Source organism: Clostridium sp. HBUAS56017, assembly GCF_007115085.1.
GTDB lineage: Bacteria > Bacillota > Clostridia > Clostridiales > Clostridiaceae > Clostridium > Clostridium cibarium.
In genome coordinates this window covers 145,706-165,958 of record NZ_SULK01000005.1, presented here as the reverse complement: position 1 = coordinate 165,958, position 20,253 = coordinate 145,706, and the positions used below count along the sequence as shown (strand labels likewise).

Here is a 20,253-nt window from a genome sequence, read left to right as displayed (position 1 = left end):
ACAGATTTAACATATATGGGACTTTTGGTGTCCCGGCTGTGTGTAAGGAGGAACAAAAATGAAAAAGATAGCTATTTTAACAAGTGGAGGAGACGCTCCAGGAATGAATGCTGCTATTAGAGCTGTAGTTAGAACAGCTTTAGAGAACGGACTTGAAGTAATGGGCGTTAAAAGAGGATATGCTGGATTAATTAATGGTGAATTATTCAACATGGACAGAACATCAGTATCAGATATTATCCAAAGAGGTGGAACAGTTTTAAGAACAGCAAGATGTCTTGAATTCAAACAAGAAGAAGTAAGAAAAAGAGCTGTTAAGATACTTAAAGCATATGGTGTTGATGCACTAGTTGTAATAGGTGGAGATGGTTCATTTATGGGAGCAAAACTTTTGTCGAAATTAGGAGTTAAGACAGTAGGACTTCCAGGAACCATTGATAATGATTTAGCTTACACAGATTATACAATAGGATTTGATACTGCACTAAATACTGTAATAGATGCAATAAATAAGATAAGAGATACTTCTACTTCTCATGAAAGAGTTTCAATAGTTGAAGTAATGGGAAGACATTGTGGAGATATAGCTGTTCATGCAGGAATTGCAGGTGGAGCAGAAGCTATATTGGTTCCAGAATTAGGTTTTGATAAAGATGCTTTATGCAGAAAGATTTTAGAAGGTAAGGCCGCTGGAAAGATGCATAACTTAATTATTCTTGCAGAAGGAATTGGTGGAGCATTTGATCTTGCTAAAGAAGTAGAAGAAGTAACAGGAATAGAAACAAGAGCAACAATTTTAGGACATACACAAAGAGGAGGAAGCCCAAGTGCTTTCGATAGAGTATTATCTTCAAAAATGGGAGCTAAGGCTGTGGAAGTTTTACTAGAAGGAAAAACTTCAAGAGTTATTGGAATCAGAGATAATAAAATTGTAGATGATGATATAGATGAAGCATTAGCTATTGAAAGAAAGTTTGATGAAGAACTATATAGTATCGCCGAAGTGTTGTCAAAATAATTAGTTATAAATTTAATTTATTATATATTTAATTTATTAATTCTTATAAAAGGTGAATTTGAAAACAAAGAAGGAGTGTAATTTTCATGAGAAAAACTAAGATGATCTGTACAATAGGTCCAGCTAGTGAAAGTGATGAAATTTTATCAAAGGTTATAGAAGCAGGTATGAATGCTTCAAGACATAACTTTTCACATGGAGACCATGCTGAACATGGCGGAAGAATAGAAAAGGTTAAGAGATTATCAAAGAAATATAACAGAGAAATAGCTATAATTCTTGATACTAAGGGACCAGAAATAAGAACTGGAAAGTTTGAACCAAGTAAGCTTGAATTACAAAAAGGAACAGACTTTACAATATATGCAGGAGAAGAAGTTATAGGTGATACTACTAAGTGTTCAGTAACTTATGCAGGTCTTGCAAAGGATGTTAAATCTGGAGACACTATCTTAATAGATGATGGTCTAGTTGGATTAACAGTTAAATCAGTAGAAGGAAATAAAGTTCATTGTGTAGTTAACAACACAGGTCTTGTAGGAACTCATAAAGGAGTTAATGTTCCTGGAGTTTCAATAAAACTTCCTGCTTTAACTGAAAAGGATGCAGCAGATCTTAAGTTTGGTTGTGAAATTGGAGTTACTATGATAGCTGCATCATTCATAAGAAAAGTTGATGATGTATTAGCTATAAGAAAGTTATTAAAAGAAAATGGTGGAGAACACATCCTAATTTGTTCTAAGATAGAAAACCAAGAAGGTGTTGACAATATAGATTCTATATTAGAAGCATCAGATGCAATAATGGTTGCAAGAGGAGATCTTGGAGTTGAAATTCCAATAGAAAATGTACCAGCAGTTCAAAAGATGATAATCCAAAAGTGTAACGCAGCAGGAAAGCCAGTTGTAACTGCTACACAAATGCTTGATTCAATGATTAGAAACCCAAGACCAACAAGAGCAGAAGTATCTGACGTTGCAAATGCTATCTTAGATGGTACAGATGCAATAATGTTATCAGGTGAAAGTGCTAATGGTTCATACCCAGTAGAAGCTGTTCAAACAATGGCTAAGATTGCTGAAGAAACTGAAAAGCAATTAAAGTATGAAGTGGCTGTTTCAACTGCTAAGACTCATAAGCCAGCAATTTCTGGAGTTATTTCAAGAGCTACTTGTAATGCTGCAAATGAATTACAAGCTGCTGCAATAATATCATCAACTCAAAGTGGTGCTACTGCTAAGAGAATATCTCAATGTAGACCAGAATGCCCAGTTATAGCTGTTACACCTTCTGAAAAGGTAGCTAAACAATTAGCATTCTCTTGGGGAGTATTCCCAATCGTTGCTGATAGAATGCAATCAACAGATGATATGATGGAAAAATCAGTATCAATAGCTGAAGAACATGGATTTATAACAAAGGGAGATACAGTAGTAGTAGCTGCTGGAGTTCCAGTTGATAAAATAGGTGCAACTAACTTAATGAAAGTTAGCGTTGTAGAATAATTTATCTTAAAAAGTTCCTGAGAAATCAGGAACTTTTTTTATAATGAAGGAAGTTGAACTATATAAATTTGTTAGTAAAGCTAAGTGGTCTATGTAAGTAAAGTAAAAATAACTAAAAAATGACGAAAAAAGTCTTAAGGAAATCATTTACAAAGGCAAGAAAATACTATAAACTATATTTGTACCTATAAATTATATATATTACAATGAATTTTGTTTATGGGCAAAAATATAGTTAAGGAGGATTAATTGATGAAATTTCCAAAGGATTTTTTATTCGGTGCAGCATCTGCAGCTTATCAAGTAGAAGGTGCATGGGATGAAGACGGTAAAGGCGTTTCAAATTGGGATGTATTCTCTAAGATACCAGGAAAGACGTTTGAAGGAACAAATGGAGATGTTGCTGTTGATCACTATCACAGATATAAAGAAGATGTAAGGTTAATGGCTGAAATGGGATTAGAATCTTACAGATTTTCAGTATCTTGGCCAAGAATTATGCCAAATGGTGATGGAAAAGTTAATCAAAAAGGATTAGATTTTTATAATAACTTAATAAATGAATGCTTAAAATATGGAATTGTACCTTTTGTAACTCTTTATCATTGGGACATGCCTCAAGTATTAGAAGAAAAAGGAGGATGGACGAATAAAGCTACAATAGATGCATTTGTAAAATATGCAGAAACATGTTTTAAAGCTTTTGGTGATAGGGTAAAGCACTGGATTACATTTAATGAAACAATAGTATTTTGTAAATCAGGATATATGAGTGCAGCACATCCACCAGCTATTGAAAATGACCAAAAGAAATACTTCCAAGCAACGCATAATGTATTTGTTGCACATGCTAAATCAGTGGAAGTATATAAAAAGTTAAAACAGTATGGTGAAATTGGAATAACTCATGTATTTAATCCTGCGTTTAGCATTGATAATAATGAAGAAAATGTTGATGCGGCTAAACATGCTAATAATTTTGAATTATATTGGTATTACGATCCTATATTAAAGGGAGAGTATCCAGAATATGTTTCCAACATTTTAAAGGAAAGAAATGTTTTACCAGATATGACTCAAGATGAATTAGATGTATTAAAGAGAAATGCAGATAATAATGATTTCATTGGATTGAACTATTATCAACCAATGAGGGTAGCTAAAAATTATGATATAAATTCAAATGAAAAACAAAGTCCTACTGGAGCTGCTGGTGGAGTGTATTTCGATGGATATTTTAAATCAGTTGTTATGAAAGATAAAAAATATACAAAGTGGGGATGGGAAATATCTCCTGAGGCTTTTGTTGATGGGACCAAAATGCTTAAGGAAAGATATGGCGATATAAAATTATATGTTACTGAAAATGGATTAGGGGACATAGATCTAATTATTGAAGATGAAATTTTAGATGTTCCAAGAGCTAAGTTTATTGAAGAGCATTTAAGAGCTGTTAAGAAAGCAATTAGTGAAGGGGTTAATTTGAAAGGATATTATGCATGGTCTGTAATAGATTTATTAAGCTGGCTAAATGGGTATAAAAAGCAGTATGGATTTATATACGTAGATCATAATAACAATTTGGCAAGAAAGAAAAAGTATTCTTACTACTGGTATAAGAATGTTATAGAGACAAGAGGGGAAGAACTTTAGCATATCTTATGATAAAAAACTCTTTACATAATTTGTGAAGTGTGTTGCAATATAATTATGTAAAAGTTTTAAACTTAATTAGCTATGTAGGAGGAATAATAGGTGGCGATAAAATATAAAGAAATAGGAAATTCAATAGAAGAGAATATAATATCTGGAGTATATGAACAAAGTAAGAAACTTCCTACAGAAGAAGAGCTAATGAGAGAATATAAAGTAAGTAGGAATACTATAAGAAAAGCAATTAGTTTGCTCGCGGATAGGGGATATATATATCAGGTTCAAGGAAGTGGGATTTTTATTAGGGAAACGTCTAAGGAAGGATATATTACATTAGGTAATATGAGAGGATTAACTGGAGATTTTCCATCAAAAAAGATAACTACAAAGCTTCTTGAGTTAAGGGTAGAAGAAGCTAGTGAAGAAATTGCAGAGAAAATGAGGTGTGCTGAGGGGACAAACCTCTATTTTGTAAAAAGACTTAGATTTTTGGATGAGGAAAATTTTGCAGTGGAATACTCCTATTATAATAAGGATATTGTACCTTACTTAAATAATGAGATAGTGGAAAAATCTATATATGAGTATATACGTAAGGACTTAAAACTTAATATAGGTTTTGCGGACAAAATTATTTATTGTGATAAATTAGATGAAGAGCATAGTGAGCTTTTGTGTCTGGATGAAGGGGATCCAGCAACTATAATAGAGGATACTGTGTTCTTAACAAATGGGTTAATATTTGATATATCGAAAGTAATTTATAATTATAAGATGGCTAAGATGCTAAGTTTAGCAAGTTATAAGTAAAGTTAACGAAAAGTTTACAAATAGAGTTAAATATATTAGGATATAATGTATATTACAATATAAAATAAGGTATAATCTTATTATGGAATTAAATGGCAACTGATTCTGTACTTGCACCCGTAAGGGTGCATTTTTTTTGTATTTAAGAATAATTTTTCATAATATGTTTAGACTAAAATATAAAATGAATATATTAGGAGTAAGTGAAATGGTTAAATTAAATTGTACAGCAAGAAGTTGTGTTTATAATGAAGGGGGATTATGTTCCGCTCAAGAAATATTGGTTCAGGGGATAAATTCTAATACAAGTGAGAATACATACTGCTCAAGTTTTAGACTTGATACAGTATCAAATGAATTCAGGGCCATAGGAAGTACAAATTTTCCTGGAGAAGTAATGCAAATTTTTTCTTCACAGGATGAAATAAAATTAAGCCCACTAGTAAATTGCCATGCTAGAAACTGCTTTTATAATGGAGGTGGAATATGTGGGGCAAGGGATATCTCTGTAATGGGAGATGGAGCTAGAGAAGAAACAGAGACAATGTGTGAAACATTTATTAAATAATAAGTTTATGGCTATTATATACAGAAATTTTCTGATTTATAATTTGAATTATATATTATTTACTAACCTAGAATCCAAATTAAAATATATATGATATAATTTATTGAAGTTAAATTTAAAGGGTGATTTTAATTGGTAGAAAAGAATAAGGAATATATTTTAGATATAATAGCTGAAGGGTATGAAGGAGAAGGTATAGCAAAATTAGATGGCTTTCCGATCTTCATAGAAGGCGCATTAGCTGGTGAAAAGGTTCGTGTTAAGATAGTAAAGGTAAAAAAGAGCTACGCATATGGTAAGCTTGAGGAGATAATAGAAAATTCACAAATGAGAGAAGAACCAAAGTGTGATCATTTTAAGAGATGTGGCGGTTGTTCTGTGCAACATATGAACTATAAGAAACAGTTAGACTTTAAGTGGGAAAGGGTAAGAGACTGTGTTTCTAAAATAGGTGGCTTGTCTAAGGAATTAGTTAAATATCCACTAGGAATGGAAAGTAATCCATATAGATATAGAAACAAGGTGCAGCTTCCTATAGGTAGAGTTAATGGAAAGATAGTAGTAGGCTTCTATGCACCAAGGAGTCATAATATAATAGATATAAACAGTTGCTTAATACAAGATGAAGTAGCAGATAGAGTTAGTAGAATAACTAAGGATTGGATTATTAAAAATAATATAGAACCAGCGACTTTAGATGGAGAATATAATCCTAAGGGAATAGTAAGGCATATCATGATAAGGAAAGGTTTTAAGACCGGAGAAGTAATGGTAGTCTTAGTTACAACCAATAAGGATGTACCTAACTTGGATGAATTAAAAAAATTACTTATAGAGTCAATAGAAGGACTTAAAAGTATTGTATTAAATGTAAATCCTAAAAATACTAATGTTATATTAGGTGAAGAATGTAAAACTATATATGGCAGTGACACTATACAAGATTACATAGGTGAATTTAAGTTTAATATTTCACCATTATCATTCTTTCAAGTTAATCCAGTTCAGACAGAAGTTTTATATAATAAGGCATTAGAATTTGCTGGTCTTACAGGAGAGGAAACTGTATTTGATGCTTACTGCGGTACAGGAACTATAACTCTATTTCTATCTCAAAAGGCTAGGAAAGTATATGGTGTTGAAATAATAGAGCCAGCAATTATTAACGCTAGAGAGAATGCTAAGGTAAATAATGTGGATAATGTTGAGTTTACTGTGGGTAAATCTGAAGAAGTTATTCCAGCACTAATCAAAGATGGAGTGAGGGCTGATGTTATAGTTGTTGATCCTCCTCGAAAAGGTTGTGATGCTAAGCTATTATATGCTATAGGAGAAACAAAACCTGAGAGAGTTGTTTATGTTTCTTGTGATCCTAGTACTTTGGCTAGAGATTTAAAGATATTAGATGATGTTGGATATAGGACTGTGGAAGTTCAACCAGTTGATATGTTTCCACAAACGAGTCACGTGGAGAATGTGGTGAAGCTAGAAAGAAAATAGGTAATATTCTTTTATGGTAATATTCTTAAGAATATGCTGGTAGAATGAGGGCTTGCAAAGGTTTTTCTAAAAAACACATGATTTTATAATATGAAAAATAAAATATAAATAAGTTATCAGAGGACAGTAAGTTAATCTTACTGTCCTTGTTTAGTGTGCCCAACATTGGCATGGACTAATATTGATGAAGAGTAGCCCTGCCCCCTCCTTGATGAATTGGAGAACACTTAAACTTTTTAATTGATTCTGTGCATCTTTTGGAAGAGTTGAAATATCTAAGTTTTCTAGATATCTTTTGTAAGGGAAAGATGCACTTTTTATTCTTGATTGAATTAGGTTGTAGTGTCTTATATCATATTCTTTTTGAAGCAAGCTATATAGGAATTTTTCATAGCTTATTTGGTTGCCTTAAAGCATCATTAATGGATTCTCTGCAGGAAGTGTATACATTGTACAAGTAATAATAGTATCTGTAATAGAAACAGTAGTAAGGATAGAAATACAGCTTTCTAGCATAAATTAAACTTTTAAGAGTCTGGCATGGAAGGTAGTATAATTTAATTTATTTGTTAGTTGTATTTGCCGATACAAAAACCTTTGATTGCGATTTCGGCGTCTTATCTTTATATGAGAATAAGTGGCAGAACATGTGGCAAAATCTTACGTGATGGGTAAAAGCGATATTTTACTATTTCATATAGAACATTGATAGTCTTTGCGTATTCACAGTTGAGCGGGTCAAATAAATCTGATAATTATAATAATTAGATATTTGTTGCCTTATTTATCTCGAAAAATGTGGAATTTTGCGTTTAACATAAACTTGACAATGTAAAAAAAAGTAATATAATAAAAAATGTGGAAGCGATAATCCGTGTGAAATAGAAATAGAGTTCTAAAATGTAAAATTAGGTGCATTAAAACTGTTCTCTATTTTATAATTAAACTCAAAAATGAGCAAAACAACCTGATTAAAAAGTGAAGTCTTATCACAGGTTGAACTGGTTAAGATTAAGGCATAGGAAAGCTAACGTAAATCTCAAACTTACGAAAAGTGATTATAGATCATTCCAATTTGGGACAAGCAGTTTGTTTTACTGATTTTAGTTTTCAGTAGGACTGTCCAGATTGAGTGATAACATCAGCTATTATTGTCAGCAAACTGATGTGGGCAATGATATTAAGTTTGGCAACAGAAACTTTATTTCTTATCCACATACGGTTTCAGGCCTGTGTTCTTAAATCTGGAATGGTAACGCTTGCATCCTGTACAGAACGCATAATTCTCCTTGAAATATTTACTGTTACGATTATTGGAAAGTTGCATGGGTATGTGCCAGGATATTGTTGTCAAAGTGTTTCGGAAAACGATTAAAAATCCAGTAAGGATAAATTGTTTCTATAAATTATAGTGATAAAGAAGTTTGTCATACCTTGTAAATTCGCATAAATAATGAGTGTGTGGGATTTTACTAATGGTCAATTTTAGATAAATAGGAAGGTGATTAATTTATGAATTCAAAAAGCAAAGTTATGATGGGAGAGATGAGAGAATCATGGAAAGAAAGCTTAGCTAAAACAATAACTTTTTCAGTTACAGAGGAGTGCAATCTTGCATGTAAATACTGCTATATGACTGGAAAAAACACTAAAAATAAAATGAGCTTTGAAACTGCAAAAAAAACCGTTGATTATATACTTCAGAATAGAGAGATATTTGATGAAGAAGCTGTCGTGTGGGAATTTGTGGGGGGTGAACCATTTTTAGAAATTGATTTGATTGACCAAATAACTGATTATATTAAATTTCAAATGTATATACTTGACCATCCTTGGTTTAATAGTTTCAGGTTTAATTTCTCAAGTAATGGAATTCTATATGATACTCCGGCAGTACAAAAATATATTAAAAAGAACAGAGGACATCTTTCTATAGGGTTAAGTGTTGACGGAAATAAAATAAAGCATGACATGCAAAGGGTAAATCTTCATGGGGATGGGTCATACGATAATGTAATGAAAAATGTTCCTTTGTGGTTAAAGCAATTTCCGGGATCTGTAACTAAGTCAACTTTTGCCCACGAGGACCTCTTATATCTTAAGGATAGTATTATAAGCTTATGGGAAAATGGTATAAAGACTGTTACTGCAAATGTAGTGTTTGAGGATGTTTGGCATGAAGGCGATGATCTGATATTTGAGAATCAGTTAAAAGAACTTGCAGATTATATATTAGAAAAAGATTTATGGAGAGAATATTCAGTAAGATTTTTTTCTCCTTCAATAGGATTCCCTTTAAGAAAAGAGGATTTAAAGAAGAATTATTGCGGGGCAGGTAAAATGCTTGCAATAGACTATCAAGGAAGGTTTTTTCCTTGTCTTAGATTTCTTGATTTTACTTTAAATAATCATAAGGGTTTATGCATAGGGGATATGGATAATGGTATAAATCAGGATATGATAAGACCTTTCCAAGCATTAAATTTAGAGTCTCAGAGCAAAGAAGAGTGCGTGAATTGTGAAGTAGCAAGTGGCTGTGCATGGTGTACAGGTTTTGATTACGATGCGGCAGATACAGATACAATATATCAAAGAGCTACTTTTAACTGTAAAATGCATAAAGCTAATGTTCGAGCTTGTGAATATTTCTGGAATAAATTTGAAAAAGTTACGGGGATTGTATCGCCAAGGAAAAGATATAGAGAAAGCATGAAGGAGACCTATGAAGAAGATTCCAATGCTGCATATATGCAGATAATTACATCAGATGATATTACGCCACACTGTACATATAGAAACTGGCGAAACACATCTAATGTTATGGACAAGCAGATGTTTGATGAAGGACTGAAGTTTTGCGAAAAAAACAACTTCACACCTGTTATACTAGGAACCTTAAAGGATGAAAGTACAGAATGGATTAATATTGTAGATGGAAAAGCAAATAAAATATCGGAAAATACAATTGTTATATGTGACAATAATACAAAAATTCCTACGGGATTTGAAGGAAATTGCATCCTTCTAATATCCAGAGCTAATATAGATAAATTGAATGAATTTGTTAGAAAAATCTATCCAGCTGTTTCAAGGATAAATGTAGTATTAGAAAATATAGATAAATGGGTTACTTGTGATATAGATGTATATAGGGAGCAGTTGGATAACCTTAAAAGTTTTGTAATTGATACTTATAAGAATGAAAATCCTTTAGAAATCAATGTACTTACAGATAGATTGGATTTAAACGATATGTGTAATTGTGATGCAGGGGAAAATACATTTACGCTTGCTCCAAATGGGAAAATTTATATATGTGCTGCATTTTATTTTAACAACCCTGACGACTATATAGGTGATTTAGTTAATGGAATACACATAAAAAATAATTATCTACTTGAGTTAAAGAATGCACCTATATGTTCAAGTTGTGATGCTTACCACTGTAGGAGATGCAAATACCTCAATAAAAAGCTTACAGGGGAGATAAATACTCCATCAAAGATACAGTGTGTAATTAGCAATATTGAAAGAAACAAATCAAGAGAACTACAGTTAGAATTAAACAAACAAAAAATTATATCTAGTGAAGAAATTATTGGACCAATAGACTACATTGATCCTCTTGATAAGTTATTAAATAATGTTAGGAGTGTTGAAGGTGTTTAAAGAAAAACTAGGGAATCTAAAGCTAAATGAGAGGGAAGAAATTTTAATGCTGTTAGAGAGAAAGTGGGCCTTAGAGGAGCTTATGGATGCATTGGATAGCCAACCATATTCGGATGAAGAAAAAAAAGATTTACACATCAGAATAGTAGCTGACCTAGAAAAAAATCAAGTAGCATATAAAAAATGGATGTCTGATATAACTGAAAAATACCATTGGAAGATTGGTGATGAAGCGCGATGTAAGATTGACTTTAATACATCTGAGATTTTTATAGTACAACAAAGTGAGTAAGTTATTTAGTTTTTAACATAATAATGCAGCAAATAGTAGATTGAAAAAGTTATTATAGAAAGGGTGATTTTAATGAAACATTTGTTTAGTAAAAAAATCGGTGAAAAAGGAGAAAGTATAAAAGGACGTGGTTGTATACCTTGTAAGGGTAGTTGTATGTTTTCTTGTTATGGTGGTAATGTCATCGACATTGGTTAATAAAAGTATATAAATTTACGATAATTATTTATAAGAAATAAAATTGTAAAGTAAGTACTACTATTTGTGAGTATTGTTATGTTTAAATAAAAGGAGTGTCGCAAGATTATTAGCGGCACTCCTTTAAAAAACCTTAGATTAATTTAGAGGTGAAGATTCAACAATAATTGGAAGGTGGCAGGTGCATTACAGAGAGTGGAAGCTTGCTGAAAAATTTTTGGTGATAATTCAAGTTCTTAATCGAAAAAGAAATTACCTAAGGTATATAAATTAGGAAAGATGATTTTTTAGTATGTTTTAAAACAAAATACCGTTAGGAAGTAATAGATTCAATAACATTTGAAATTACAATAGTAAAAACGTGAAGATGTAGTTAGTTGAACAAAATTCACACCACAGATTGCAGGAAAGGAAGCAGATCTTATTCAGGCTATGCGTGATTCGAGTTTAAAGAGATTTGATACTTATTATATTGATATGTACTGTGAGAGTCGCCCTGAGCTATAAGTGTAAATAATTTTCCTTGAATTGTACTTTTAAAGTACTTATTATTAAATAAAAGAAAAATATATTGTTTTGTAAATACTAAGCCACAGTGGAAAAACTGAAACAAAATGAATTAGGAGATATAATTATGACAATAGAGAATATGATAAAATGCTGTGATAATTTAACCCCAACAGAAAATCAATTAGCACAATATATTCTGAGAAATAAAGAACAAGTTCAAAAATTGTCTATTCAAGATCTTTCTGAAAAGACTTTTGTATCAAAATCTGCAATTCATAGGTTTTGCAAAAAAATTAGGGTTGATGGATTTAATGAACTTAAAGTAAAGCTTGTTCAAGATATTGTAGAAGATGGGAAAAGGAAAGAAGAAATTGATGTTAATTTTCCTTTTGCATCAAATGATACTCAGGGAATAATAGCTCAAAAGTTATTAAAGCTATATGAAGCCTCAATAACGGATACTTATAATTCTATTAATGTGGAGGAATTGCATAAAGCTGTAGTATTATTACATAATGCAGAAGTTATTGATATATATACTCATGCACATAATATTAATGTAGCAGAGAATTTTCAGGATAAAATGCGTTCAATTGGTAGAATGGTTAATTGTCCAAGATCCTCTTATGAACAGCGTTGTACAGCAACTGCATCAAGTAAAAAACATGTAGCTCTGATATTATCATATTCTGGAAAAGCAACTTTTTTACCTTCTATTGTAGAAGTGTTACATGAAAATGGAGTAGAAGTAATCTGGATAGGAAGAGTGGGAACTAGCGTTGTTCCAAATTACATAAAGTATCATCTGTATATAAGTGATAGAGAAAACTTGAGGAATAGAATATCTCAGTTTTCATCTCATATTGCAATGCAGTATATGCTAGATGTTGTTTTTAGTTGCATTTTTAAAATAGATTATGAAAAAAATATTGATTATATTCAAAAAGTTACTGGTGTGGTTGACGACAGAAAGATTAATGAGTAACTAAATATTATATCTAAGAGATGAGCTTTTTATATTTTAAATGGAAAGTTTCAGAAAGTTTCAAAAAAATATGTTTAGAATAATAATATTTAGAAAAAAGAATCAGAATATTATGCTTCTATAGACGAATAAGACTTTAATAAATATATTATAAGTAAAATAGTTTATGGAGGGATATTATGGAGAAGGCTATAAAAATCGTAACAATTGGAGGAGGAAGCAGCTATACACCGGAACTAATGGAAGGGTTTATTAAGAGATACGATGAACTTCCAATAAGTGAAATATGGTTAGTTGATATAGAAGATGGAAAAGAGAAGTTAGAGATTGTTGGAAAACTAGCTCAGCGTATGTGGGATGCAACTCCTTATAATGTTAAAGTGTTTACAACATTAAATAGAAAAGAAGCATTAAGAGGTGCAGATTTTGTAACAACACAATTTAGAGTAGGATTATTAGATGCAAGAATTAAAGATGAAAGAATACCAGCCCTGCATGGAATGTTAGGTCAAGAAACAAATGGAGCTGGTGGAATGTTTAAGGCCTTTAGGACAATTCCTGTAATAAAAGATATTGTTGAGGATATGGAAGAGTTATGTCCAGATGCATGGCTAATCAATTTTACTAATCCTAGTGGAATTATTACAGAAGCAGTTATTAAACATTTTGGATGGAAAAAGTGTATTGGTCTATGTAATGTTCCAGTAGTTTCAATGATGAGTGAACCCAAAATTGTTGGAAAGGATTTATCACAATTAAATTATCGGTTTGCTGGTTTAAATCATTTCCATTGGCATAAGGTTTTTGATGAAGATGGAAAAGAGATAACAGATAAGTTAATAGAACATATCAACGAAAAGGAAGGGGGAACTCCAGTAAATATCTTTCAAGCTGAATTTTCATTAGAGTTATTACATTCTGTAAATTTATTGCCTTGTGGATATCATCGTTATTACTATTCAGAAAAAGAGATGCTAGAACATAGTATAGAAGATTTCAAAAAAGGTGGAACTCGTGCAGAACAGATGAAAGAGGTAGAGGCAGCACTCTTTGAAGTGTATAGGAATCCAGACTTAAATAAAAAGCCTGAAGAGCTTCAAAAGCGTGGTGGTGCATATTATAGTGACGCAGCTTGTGAATGTATAAGTGCAATATATAATAATAAGAGAATTCATATGGTTGTAAGTACTGAAAATAATGGGGCTATACCTTGTCTTGATTCGGATTCTATAGTTGAAGTTTCTTCATTAATTTCTGCTAATGGGGCAGAACCAATTGCATGGGGAGAGATGGGATCCTTTGAAAAAGGCCAACTTCAAGTTATGAAAGCAATGGAAGAATGCACAATAAGTGCTGCATTATCCGGTGATTATGGAATGGCATTGCAGGCATTTACAATAAATCCATTAGTTCAAAAGGGAAGTGAAGCGATAGGAGTATTAAATGAATTATTAGTAGCGCATGAAAAGTATCTTCCACAATTTAAAGAAAAGATTAGGGAGCTAAAGGCACAAGGCATAGCATCAAAGGATCCTGTTGTAGTAGATTTGATGAAAAACGGGCACTAAAATAGTTTTGTGAGTTTAATTATATTAGTAGTAAAGTAGGTCAATATATATTATCTTAATAGTTAATGTATATTGACCTTTTTTACTCAAGTGGGTAGCGTAAATTAAAAGATATTCACTGTTATAATAGTGGGAACGTATGTTGAACTTATGTAGTAAAAGTTATGGGAATATGCTAATATTTTAATTAAGAATTGATACTTATTGCTCTTAGTTAACTACTTGGTAAGAGCATGACATTTTTTAGCGTAGTTATTACTTATGGAGGTTTATATGAGAATTGTCAGTGTCTCCAGCCTTAAGGGAGATGAAATACTTGGAAGGCAGATTTATGATGAATCAGGCAGAGTTTTACTTGGTGCTAACGTAAAACTTAGGCCTTATTATATTGAAAGAATTAAAGAACTTGGAATTAATTCAGTATATATTGACGATGATATGTCAAAAAATGTAGTTATTGAAGAAAGCATTTCTGAAAAGACAAGGCAAATGGGGAAACATGCGGTTAAGGAAATGGTTGAAAAATATTGTAGGGAAGGAAAAACTGATAATAACAGTGTTATGAATTCGGTAAATTCAGTTATTGAAGATGTACTTTCCAATAAAAATGTTTTGACAAACGTTTCTGAAATAAGTGCAAGTGATAATAATATATATTCACATTCAGTAAATGTTTGTGTGTTGTCTACAATAATAGGAACACATATGGGATACAATATGGTAAAACTTAGAGATATAGCAACAGGTGCATTACTCCATGATATAGGTAAAGTGAAAATTCTAAATGACAAGAAAATTTTATCGCAGTTTAAGACTAAGGAAGAATTAGATCAATATATTGAACTTATGCATCCAAAGGTTGGGTATGATTTTTTAGGAGAGCAATATGTTTGGAATGCATATGTTAAAGTAGCTGCATTAATGCATCATGAGAGAAGTGATGGTAGTGGTTATCCATTTAAGCTAAAGGGTGATGAAATAAATCAAATAGCAAAGATAGTATCCATCTGTGATGTTTTTGATAATTTAATAGCTGGTAGAGGCACGGAGCAATGTCGAACTGTATATGAGGTTATTGAATATCTTGTAGGGATGAGTAATATTTATTTTGATGAAGAAATGGTGAGAAAATTTACAATGAATATAGCTGCTTTTCCAACAGGAAGTGGAGTTATTTTAAGTTCAAAGGAAAAAGGGTTGGTAGTAAAGCAGAATAATTCCATGCCAATGAGGCCTGTAGTAAAAGTTATATATGATAAAGATGGCAATATGCTTTCAGAACCTTATGAAATTGATTTATTAGCGGAATTAACTCTTTTTATTATAAAAAACTGTGATATTTAAGTTTTGGAGGGAGTTTATGAGTAATAGAGGAAGTTATATGAATATAAGACATTCTAGTGATTATTTAAAACTAATTAATAACATTTTTCAGAAGTTTTTTGATGTAGATCGTATTAATTATCATGATGAGTTAAAAAAGACATTAGAAGAAATTGGTTTGTTTTTTAACTTAGATAGAGTTTATATATATTATTTTTCAAAAGATCCTACTTTTATGAAAATAGAATGCCAGTGGAATAGAGAATGTATAAGACCCAAAAGAGAAAGTATGCAAGAAGAAGTTGTTTATGCTCTTCCATGGTTGTTTCGTAAGATTAAGAATAATGATTTTGTCGCAATAGATAGTGTAGAGGAACTTTCTTCTGAAGCAATATTTGAGAAAGAAGCTTTCAGTATAGAGAAAATAAAATCTTTTTTAGCGATTCCATTAAAAAGTGATAAAGAATTAGTCGGGTTTATAGGTTATGAAAGTCTAGAAAAACCTATGAAATGGGAAGAGGAACAAATCAAAATATTAATAAATATTTCAAAGGTTTTTTCATATACAAGAGTAAGGCTGCTAAAGGAAAAAGAATATGAATCAATACTTAATGGACAAGCTATTTTGCTTAATAATTCAGAATCTCAGCTTTGGGCTTTGAAAAATGTTACTTCTTATGCCACTGTTAATGAAGCTCATGCAAAGTTTTTTGGGAAGAAGAAAAGTGATTTAGAATATCAAGACCTATATGATATATTTGATATAGATACTGCAAATAAGTTTTCTGAAGTTAGTTGGAAATTGTTTCAACAGAATGAACCAGCGGAAATGGAACTTGAAGTTAAGAATTGGAAGGGTGAAGATAGAATACTTCAAATTAAGAGTAAACCGCAATGGGATAAAGCAGGTAATATTAAATATCTTATTTGCACTGCTGAAGATATTACTGAAAAACGTTTGGCAGAAATTGAGTTATATAAGGCAAAAGAGCAAGCAGAAGCAGCAAATATTGCAAAGAGCCAATTCCTTGCCAATATGTCTCATGAAATAAGAACACCAATGAATGGGATATTTGGATTTCTTGAGCTTTTACAATCAACTGATTTGTCATTAGAGCAAAAAGAATTTATACGTGAAGCCAAATCTGTTTCAGATGTATTGTTATGTCTTATCAATGATATATTAGACTTTTCTAAGATTGAAGCTAAAAAATTAGTCATGGAACAAATTAAATTTAATTTAAGAACTACTATTGAAGATTCTGTTTCACTTCATGTTCCCCAGGCTACAGAAAAGGGACTAGATCTTTATTCAATGATTGATTCTAAAGTTCCAGAAGAAGTTATTGGAGATCCATCAAGGCTTAAGCAGATATTAAATAATCTTATAAGCAATGCAGTCAAATTTACTGAAAGTGGTGAAATTTCAGTTGCTGTTGATTATTTAGAGGAAGAGAATGAAGTAGCCTTGCTTAATTTTGAAGTGAAGGATACTGGCATTGGAATTCGTACTGAGGATGTCAGTAAGATTTTCAAATCTTTTAGTCAAGCAGATACTTCAACCACTAGGAAATATGGAGGAACTGGATTAGGACTAGCTATATCTAGCGAATTAGTTAAATTGATGGGTGGTGAAATTTCTGTTGAGAGTATACTGGGTGAAGGGTCAGTATTTAAATTTAATGTGAGATTACAGATAGGAAAAAGAGTCTGTAAGCAGAAATTTGATTTCGAAAAGTTTAATAATATAAATATCTTGATTGTTGATGGTAATGGTAATAGCAGAAAAGTTATTAGTTCATATATTCGTGAAACCGGACTTAAAATATTTGAAGCTGAAGATGCTACTAGTGCTATTACTACAATACTTTCAAATGCAAATACAGAAAATAAAATAAATATTGCTGTTATAGATTATCAAATGTCAGGAATGAATGGTTATGAACTTGCAACTACATTAAAAACAATACCATTTGCAAAGGATATTAAACTAATACTTTTAACTTCTTCAACTCAAAGAGGAGATGGCATTGCTGCCAAGAAATATGGCTTTTCGTCTTATTTGACTAAACCAGTTAAAAGAGACGATCTGTTAAATTGTATTGCAATAGCATTAAATTTAAAAAAAGCAGATAAAGAAGATAAAAAGACAGAGAAGTATGTGATTAACGAGGTTAAAGATGAATTAAGACCTAAGATTTTATTAGTTGAAGATAATGAAATGAATCGTAAAATTGTTATAAGCATGCTGAGATCTCGTGGAATGACTTGTGATGTAACGGTGAATGGTAGTGAAGCTGTTAAAGCGGTGAAAGAAAAAGATTATGATGTTGTATTTATGGATTGTCAAATGCCGATAATGGATGGGTATGAGAGTACACGTAAAATAAGGGCTATTGAAGGAAGTGAAAAGCATACTACAATTATTGCCATGACTGCTAATGCTATGGCAGGTGATTATGAAAAGTGTATTGAATCTGGAATGGATAATTATATTAGTAAGCCAATTAACTTTGATATTATGTTTAAGCTAATAGAAGATAATACTAAAGAGAGAGAGTTTGTAGCCGATTATAATAGTATAATAAATAATAATATTGATTACTTTATTGAAGAGACAGGACTTAGTAAAGATGATGCAAAAGAAATATTTGAAGATTACATAAAATGTCTACCAGATATGCTGACAGGTATTAACGATGCCATTAATGAAAATGATTTTGAAAAAGTAGCGAGGTTGACTCATGAGTTAAAAGGATCTGCTGGAACTTTAAGAATAACTTCAATTTATGAGTTGTCCGTAAATCTTGAAAAAGCAGCTGTTAGAAAAGAATTAGATAAATGTATTAAAGGTTTTAGTGAAATAAAAAATCTATTTTATTAAATGGACTTTAGGAAATAAGTAAATAATTTTTGAAAGATATAAAGGGGGACTAGGATGAAGAAGGTACTAATAATTGATGATTCATCATATATGCGAATGTTTTTGAAAAAGATAATAAAAAAAGATGGGCTGTATATGTTTTTTGAGGCATCAACAAAGGAGGAAGCATTAGAAAGTTTTAAGAATGTAAAACCGGATATTGTTACCTTAGATTTAAATATTTCTAATGTTAGAAGAGATGGTATTGATGTATTAACTGAGATAATGAATATTAATCCAGAAGCAGTTGTAATTGTTATATCTGCATCAGGATATGAAAATTATAAAGATGAATGTATGGCATTGGGAGCTAAGAGTTATCTTAAGAAGCCATTTGAAACTGAGACCTTATCGCAGATATTAGAAGAATATAAGTAAAAATATACATATATTTCTTGAAGCAAATTACTATTTATTATGATTATTGGAATATTACTTGGTAGTTAAAAAATATATATTTTGGTTAAGATAATTATTGAAAAACCCTTGTTAATTGACAAAGGGTTTTTAATTTTTTATTTTGTTTTTCTAAATTGTAATGGAGTTTTTCCATAGGTCTTTCTAAACATTTTAGAAAAATTTGCAGAGTAATTGTAACCTACTTTATAAGCTATCTCCTCAATGCTTAGATCTGTTGTAGATAAAAGATTAGCTGCGATAGTCATTCTAATATGATTTGTATATTCACCAATGGACATATGATAGTGTTTTGAGAATCCTGCTTTCAACTTTTGTTCGTTCAAAAATACTAATTTACTCAAATTCTCTATATTGGGTGGATTACAATAATTTTTCGATAAAATATCATGAGCTTTTTGAATAGAATGAATATCAGAGGAAGTTAACTTTATTATTCTGTTATTGCCAATATTAATGTTTCCATAGTTAATTTGATTAGTAAAAGCATTTTCCGGAGATTTAGTAATTTCATTTATTAAAATAGCAATACACTCAAGTATTTTGCTTTCTAAATAAATACTATTTAAAGAATTCTTGTTTGCTAGACTTTGCAACTGGTGAATAATCTCTACAATTTCTAAAGGCAAATAAGTATAGGTATAATTTTTAATTAAAGAATCAAAATCAATGATATTTGGAAAGTTAGGTTTTATTACCTCAGTAAAGTATTTTTCATATATAGTTATTTCGGTTCCATGATAATGTTGTCCTTTTTTCCATTTTTGATGGCCTTTTAAATCTTTTTCAATAACAAAGAAAGAAGAAGGCGTAAAAGAAGACACAGGATTATTTTCAATTTTAAATTCTGTAATTCCTTTATAGACTAGTCCAAAACGCATTAAATGTTCAGGATTAGCAAAAGATAAAGAAAAGTTCTCAGGAATAGTGTAGTCTGCAATACCTAAGTTATAATATCCTTCCCTTGCAAAACTAATCAGGTAACCAAGCTCAGGAGTATTTTTATTTGTATATAAAGTGTAATTTTCTTTTTTGATTTCGTTAAAGCCTAATTTATTTAATACTGCAGACTTAAATTCTTTGCTAGATTTTACGATCATAAAATTTCTCCTTCTATGGTGCCTTAAATTATTATAATAGCATGTAATAGGCAATATATCTAAGACTAGAATAATATAAGTATATTGAATAATTATTGATTTTACAAGTAAAAATAATTAAATAAGATGCAAAAATAATTAAATAAGGTGAATACATTGAATTGATAATGAATATCATGTACAATTTGCTTTGTTAAGAAAAGATAGAATATAA

The 20,253-nt window shown here is 30.9% G+C and carries 15 protein-coding genes; 14 read left to right on the top strand and 1 reads right to left on the bottom strand.

Annotated features, from left to right (window positions below):
* The first annotated feature begins 58 nt into the window (after nucleotides 1–58).
* The 14 genes from pfkA to FAY47_RS06845 all read left to right on the top strand — a co-directional run bounded on the left by pfkA (nucleotide 59) and on the right by FAY47_RS06845 (nucleotide 18,900).
* A complete protein-coding gene (pfkA, locus tag FAY47_RS06905; RefSeq protein ID WP_143315962.1) occupies nucleotides 59–1,018 on the top strand; it encodes a 6-phosphofructokinase in 960 nt (319 codons plus the stop codon).
* Between the two features lie 86 nt (nucleotides 1,019–1,104).
* Nucleotides 1,105–2,523, top strand: a complete 1,419-nt coding sequence (gene pyk / locus FAY47_RS06900; RefSeq protein WP_143315961.1) for a pyruvate kinase — start codon at nucleotides 1,105–1,107, stop codon at nucleotides 2,521–2,523.
* 252 nt (nucleotides 2,524–2,775) lie between these two features.
* Entirely contained in the window at nucleotides 2,776–4,176 is a 1,401-nt protein-coding gene (locus FAY47_RS06895; protein WP_143315960.1) for a glycoside hydrolase family 1 protein, read from the top strand.
* 102 nt (nucleotides 4,177–4,278) lie between these two features.
* On the top strand, nucleotides 4,279–4,986 hold the full coding sequence (locus tag FAY47_RS06890) for a GntR family transcriptional regulator (protein ID WP_143315959.1): 708 nt from the start codon (nucleotides 4,279–4,281) through the stop codon (nucleotides 4,984–4,986).
* Between the two features lie 208 nt (nucleotides 4,987–5,194).
* Nucleotides 5,195–5,554: a DUF1540 domain-containing protein gene (locus tag FAY47_RS06885; RefSeq protein WP_185966754.1), complete on the top strand. Its 360-nt coding sequence runs from the start codon at nucleotides 5,195–5,197 to the stop codon at nucleotides 5,552–5,554.
* 132 nt (nucleotides 5,555–5,686) lie between these two features.
* The gene (rlmD, locus tag FAY47_RS06880) at nucleotides 5,687–7,054 is read left to right on the top strand and encodes a 23S rRNA (uracil(1939)-C(5))-methyltransferase RlmD (RefSeq protein ID WP_143315957.1); all 1,368 of its coding nucleotides are present in this window, start codon (nucleotides 5,687–5,689) and stop codon (nucleotides 7,052–7,054) included.
* Between the two features lie 1,512 nt (nucleotides 7,055–8,566).
* Entirely contained in the window at nucleotides 8,567–10,723 is a 2,157-nt protein-coding gene (locus tag FAY47_RS06875; RefSeq protein WP_143315956.1) for a radical SAM peptide maturase, CXXX-repeat target family, read from the top strand.
* A complete protein-coding gene (locus tag FAY47_RS06870) occupies nucleotides 10,716–11,015 on the top strand; it encodes a CXXX repeat peptide modification system protein (protein WP_185966753.1) in 300 nt (99 codons plus the stop codon). Before FAY47_RS06875 ends, FAY47_RS06870 begins: the two co-directional genes overlap by 8 nt.
* A 72-nt stretch (nucleotides 11,016–11,087) precedes the next feature.
* Complete coding sequence (locus FAY47_RS21175) at nucleotides 11,088–11,213, top strand: hypothetical protein (protein ID WP_279232044.1); 126 nt, start codon at nucleotides 11,088–11,090, stop codon at nucleotides 11,211–11,213.
* Nucleotides 11,214–11,847: 634 nt separating this feature from the next.
* Nucleotides 11,848–12,708, top strand: a complete 861-nt coding sequence (locus tag FAY47_RS06865) for a MurR/RpiR family transcriptional regulator (protein ID WP_143315954.1) — start codon at nucleotides 11,848–11,850, stop codon at nucleotides 12,706–12,708.
* A gap of 179 nt (nucleotides 12,709–12,887) precedes the next feature.
* The gene (locus tag FAY47_RS06860) at nucleotides 12,888–14,276 is read left to right on the top strand and encodes a 6-phospho-beta-glucosidase (protein ID WP_143315953.1); all 1,389 of its coding nucleotides are present in this window, start codon (nucleotides 12,888–12,890) and stop codon (nucleotides 14,274–14,276) included.
* 273 nt (nucleotides 14,277–14,549) lie between these two features.
* Nucleotides 14,550–15,620: an HD domain-containing phosphohydrolase gene (locus FAY47_RS06855; protein WP_143315952.1), complete on the top strand. Its 1,071-nt coding sequence runs from the start codon at nucleotides 14,550–14,552 to the stop codon at nucleotides 15,618–15,620.
* 16 nt (nucleotides 15,621–15,636) lie between these two features.
* Nucleotides 15,637–18,483 carry a response regulator gene (locus FAY47_RS06850; protein WP_143315951.1) on the top strand — a complete coding sequence of 949 codons (2,847 nt, stop codon included), beginning with the start codon at nucleotides 15,637–15,639 and terminating at the stop codon, nucleotides 18,481–18,483.
* Nucleotides 18,484–18,537: 54 nt separating this feature from the next.
* On the top strand, nucleotides 18,538–18,900 hold the full coding sequence (locus FAY47_RS06845) for a response regulator (protein WP_143315950.1): 363 nt from the start codon (nucleotides 18,538–18,540) through the stop codon (nucleotides 18,898–18,900).
* 137 nt (nucleotides 18,901–19,037) lie between these two features.
* On the opposite strand, the gene FAY47_RS06840 is transcribed toward FAY47_RS06845, so the two are convergent.
* The gene (locus tag FAY47_RS06840; RefSeq protein WP_143315949.1) at nucleotides 19,038–20,039 is read right to left on the bottom strand and encodes an AraC family transcriptional regulator; all 1,002 of its coding nucleotides are present in this window, start codon (nucleotides 20,037–20,039) and stop codon (nucleotides 19,038–19,040) included.
* Nucleotides 20,040–20,253 lie beyond the last annotated feature (214 nt).

Coding starts and splice junctions, on each gene's coding strand:
- FAY47_RS06840 (WP_143315949.1), bottom strand. CDS start 20,039: ATGATCGTAAAATCTAGCAAAGAATTTAAGTCTGCAGTATTAAATAAA.
- FAY47_RS21175 (WP_279232044.1), top strand. CDS start 11,088: ATGAAACATTTGTTTAGTAAAAAAATCGGTGAAAAAGGAGAAAGTATA.
- FAY47_RS06860 (WP_143315953.1), top strand. CDS start 12,888: ATGGAGAAGGCTATAAAAATCGTAACAATTGGAGGAGGAAGCAGCTAT.
- FAY47_RS06885 (WP_185966754.1), top strand. CDS start 5,195: ATGGTTAAATTAAATTGTACAGCAAGAAGTTGTGTTTATAATGAAGGG.
- FAY47_RS06850 (WP_143315951.1), top strand. CDS start 15,637: ATGAGTAATAGAGGAAGTTATATGAATATAAGACATTCTAGTGATTAT.
- FAY47_RS06865 (WP_143315954.1), top strand. CDS start 11,848: ATGACAATAGAGAATATGATAAAATGCTGTGATAATTTAACCCCAACA.
- FAY47_RS06855 (WP_143315952.1), top strand. CDS start 14,550: ATGAGAATTGTCAGTGTCTCCAGCCTTAAGGGAGATGAAATACTTGGA.
- FAY47_RS06845 (WP_143315950.1), top strand. CDS start 18,538: ATGAAGAAGGTACTAATAATTGATGATTCATCATATATGCGAATGTTT.
- FAY47_RS06875 (WP_143315956.1), top strand. CDS start 8,567: ATGAATTCAAAAAGCAAAGTTATGATGGGAGAGATGAGAGAATCATGG.
- pyk (WP_143315961.1), top strand. CDS start 1,105: ATGAGAAAAACTAAGATGATCTGTACAATAGGTCCAGCTAGTGAAAGT.
- FAY47_RS06895 (WP_143315960.1), top strand. CDS start 2,776: ATGAAATTTCCAAAGGATTTTTTATTCGGTGCAGCATCTGCAGCTTAT.
- pfkA (WP_143315962.1), top strand. CDS start 59: ATGAAAAAGATAGCTATTTTAACAAGTGGAGGAGACGCTCCAGGAATG.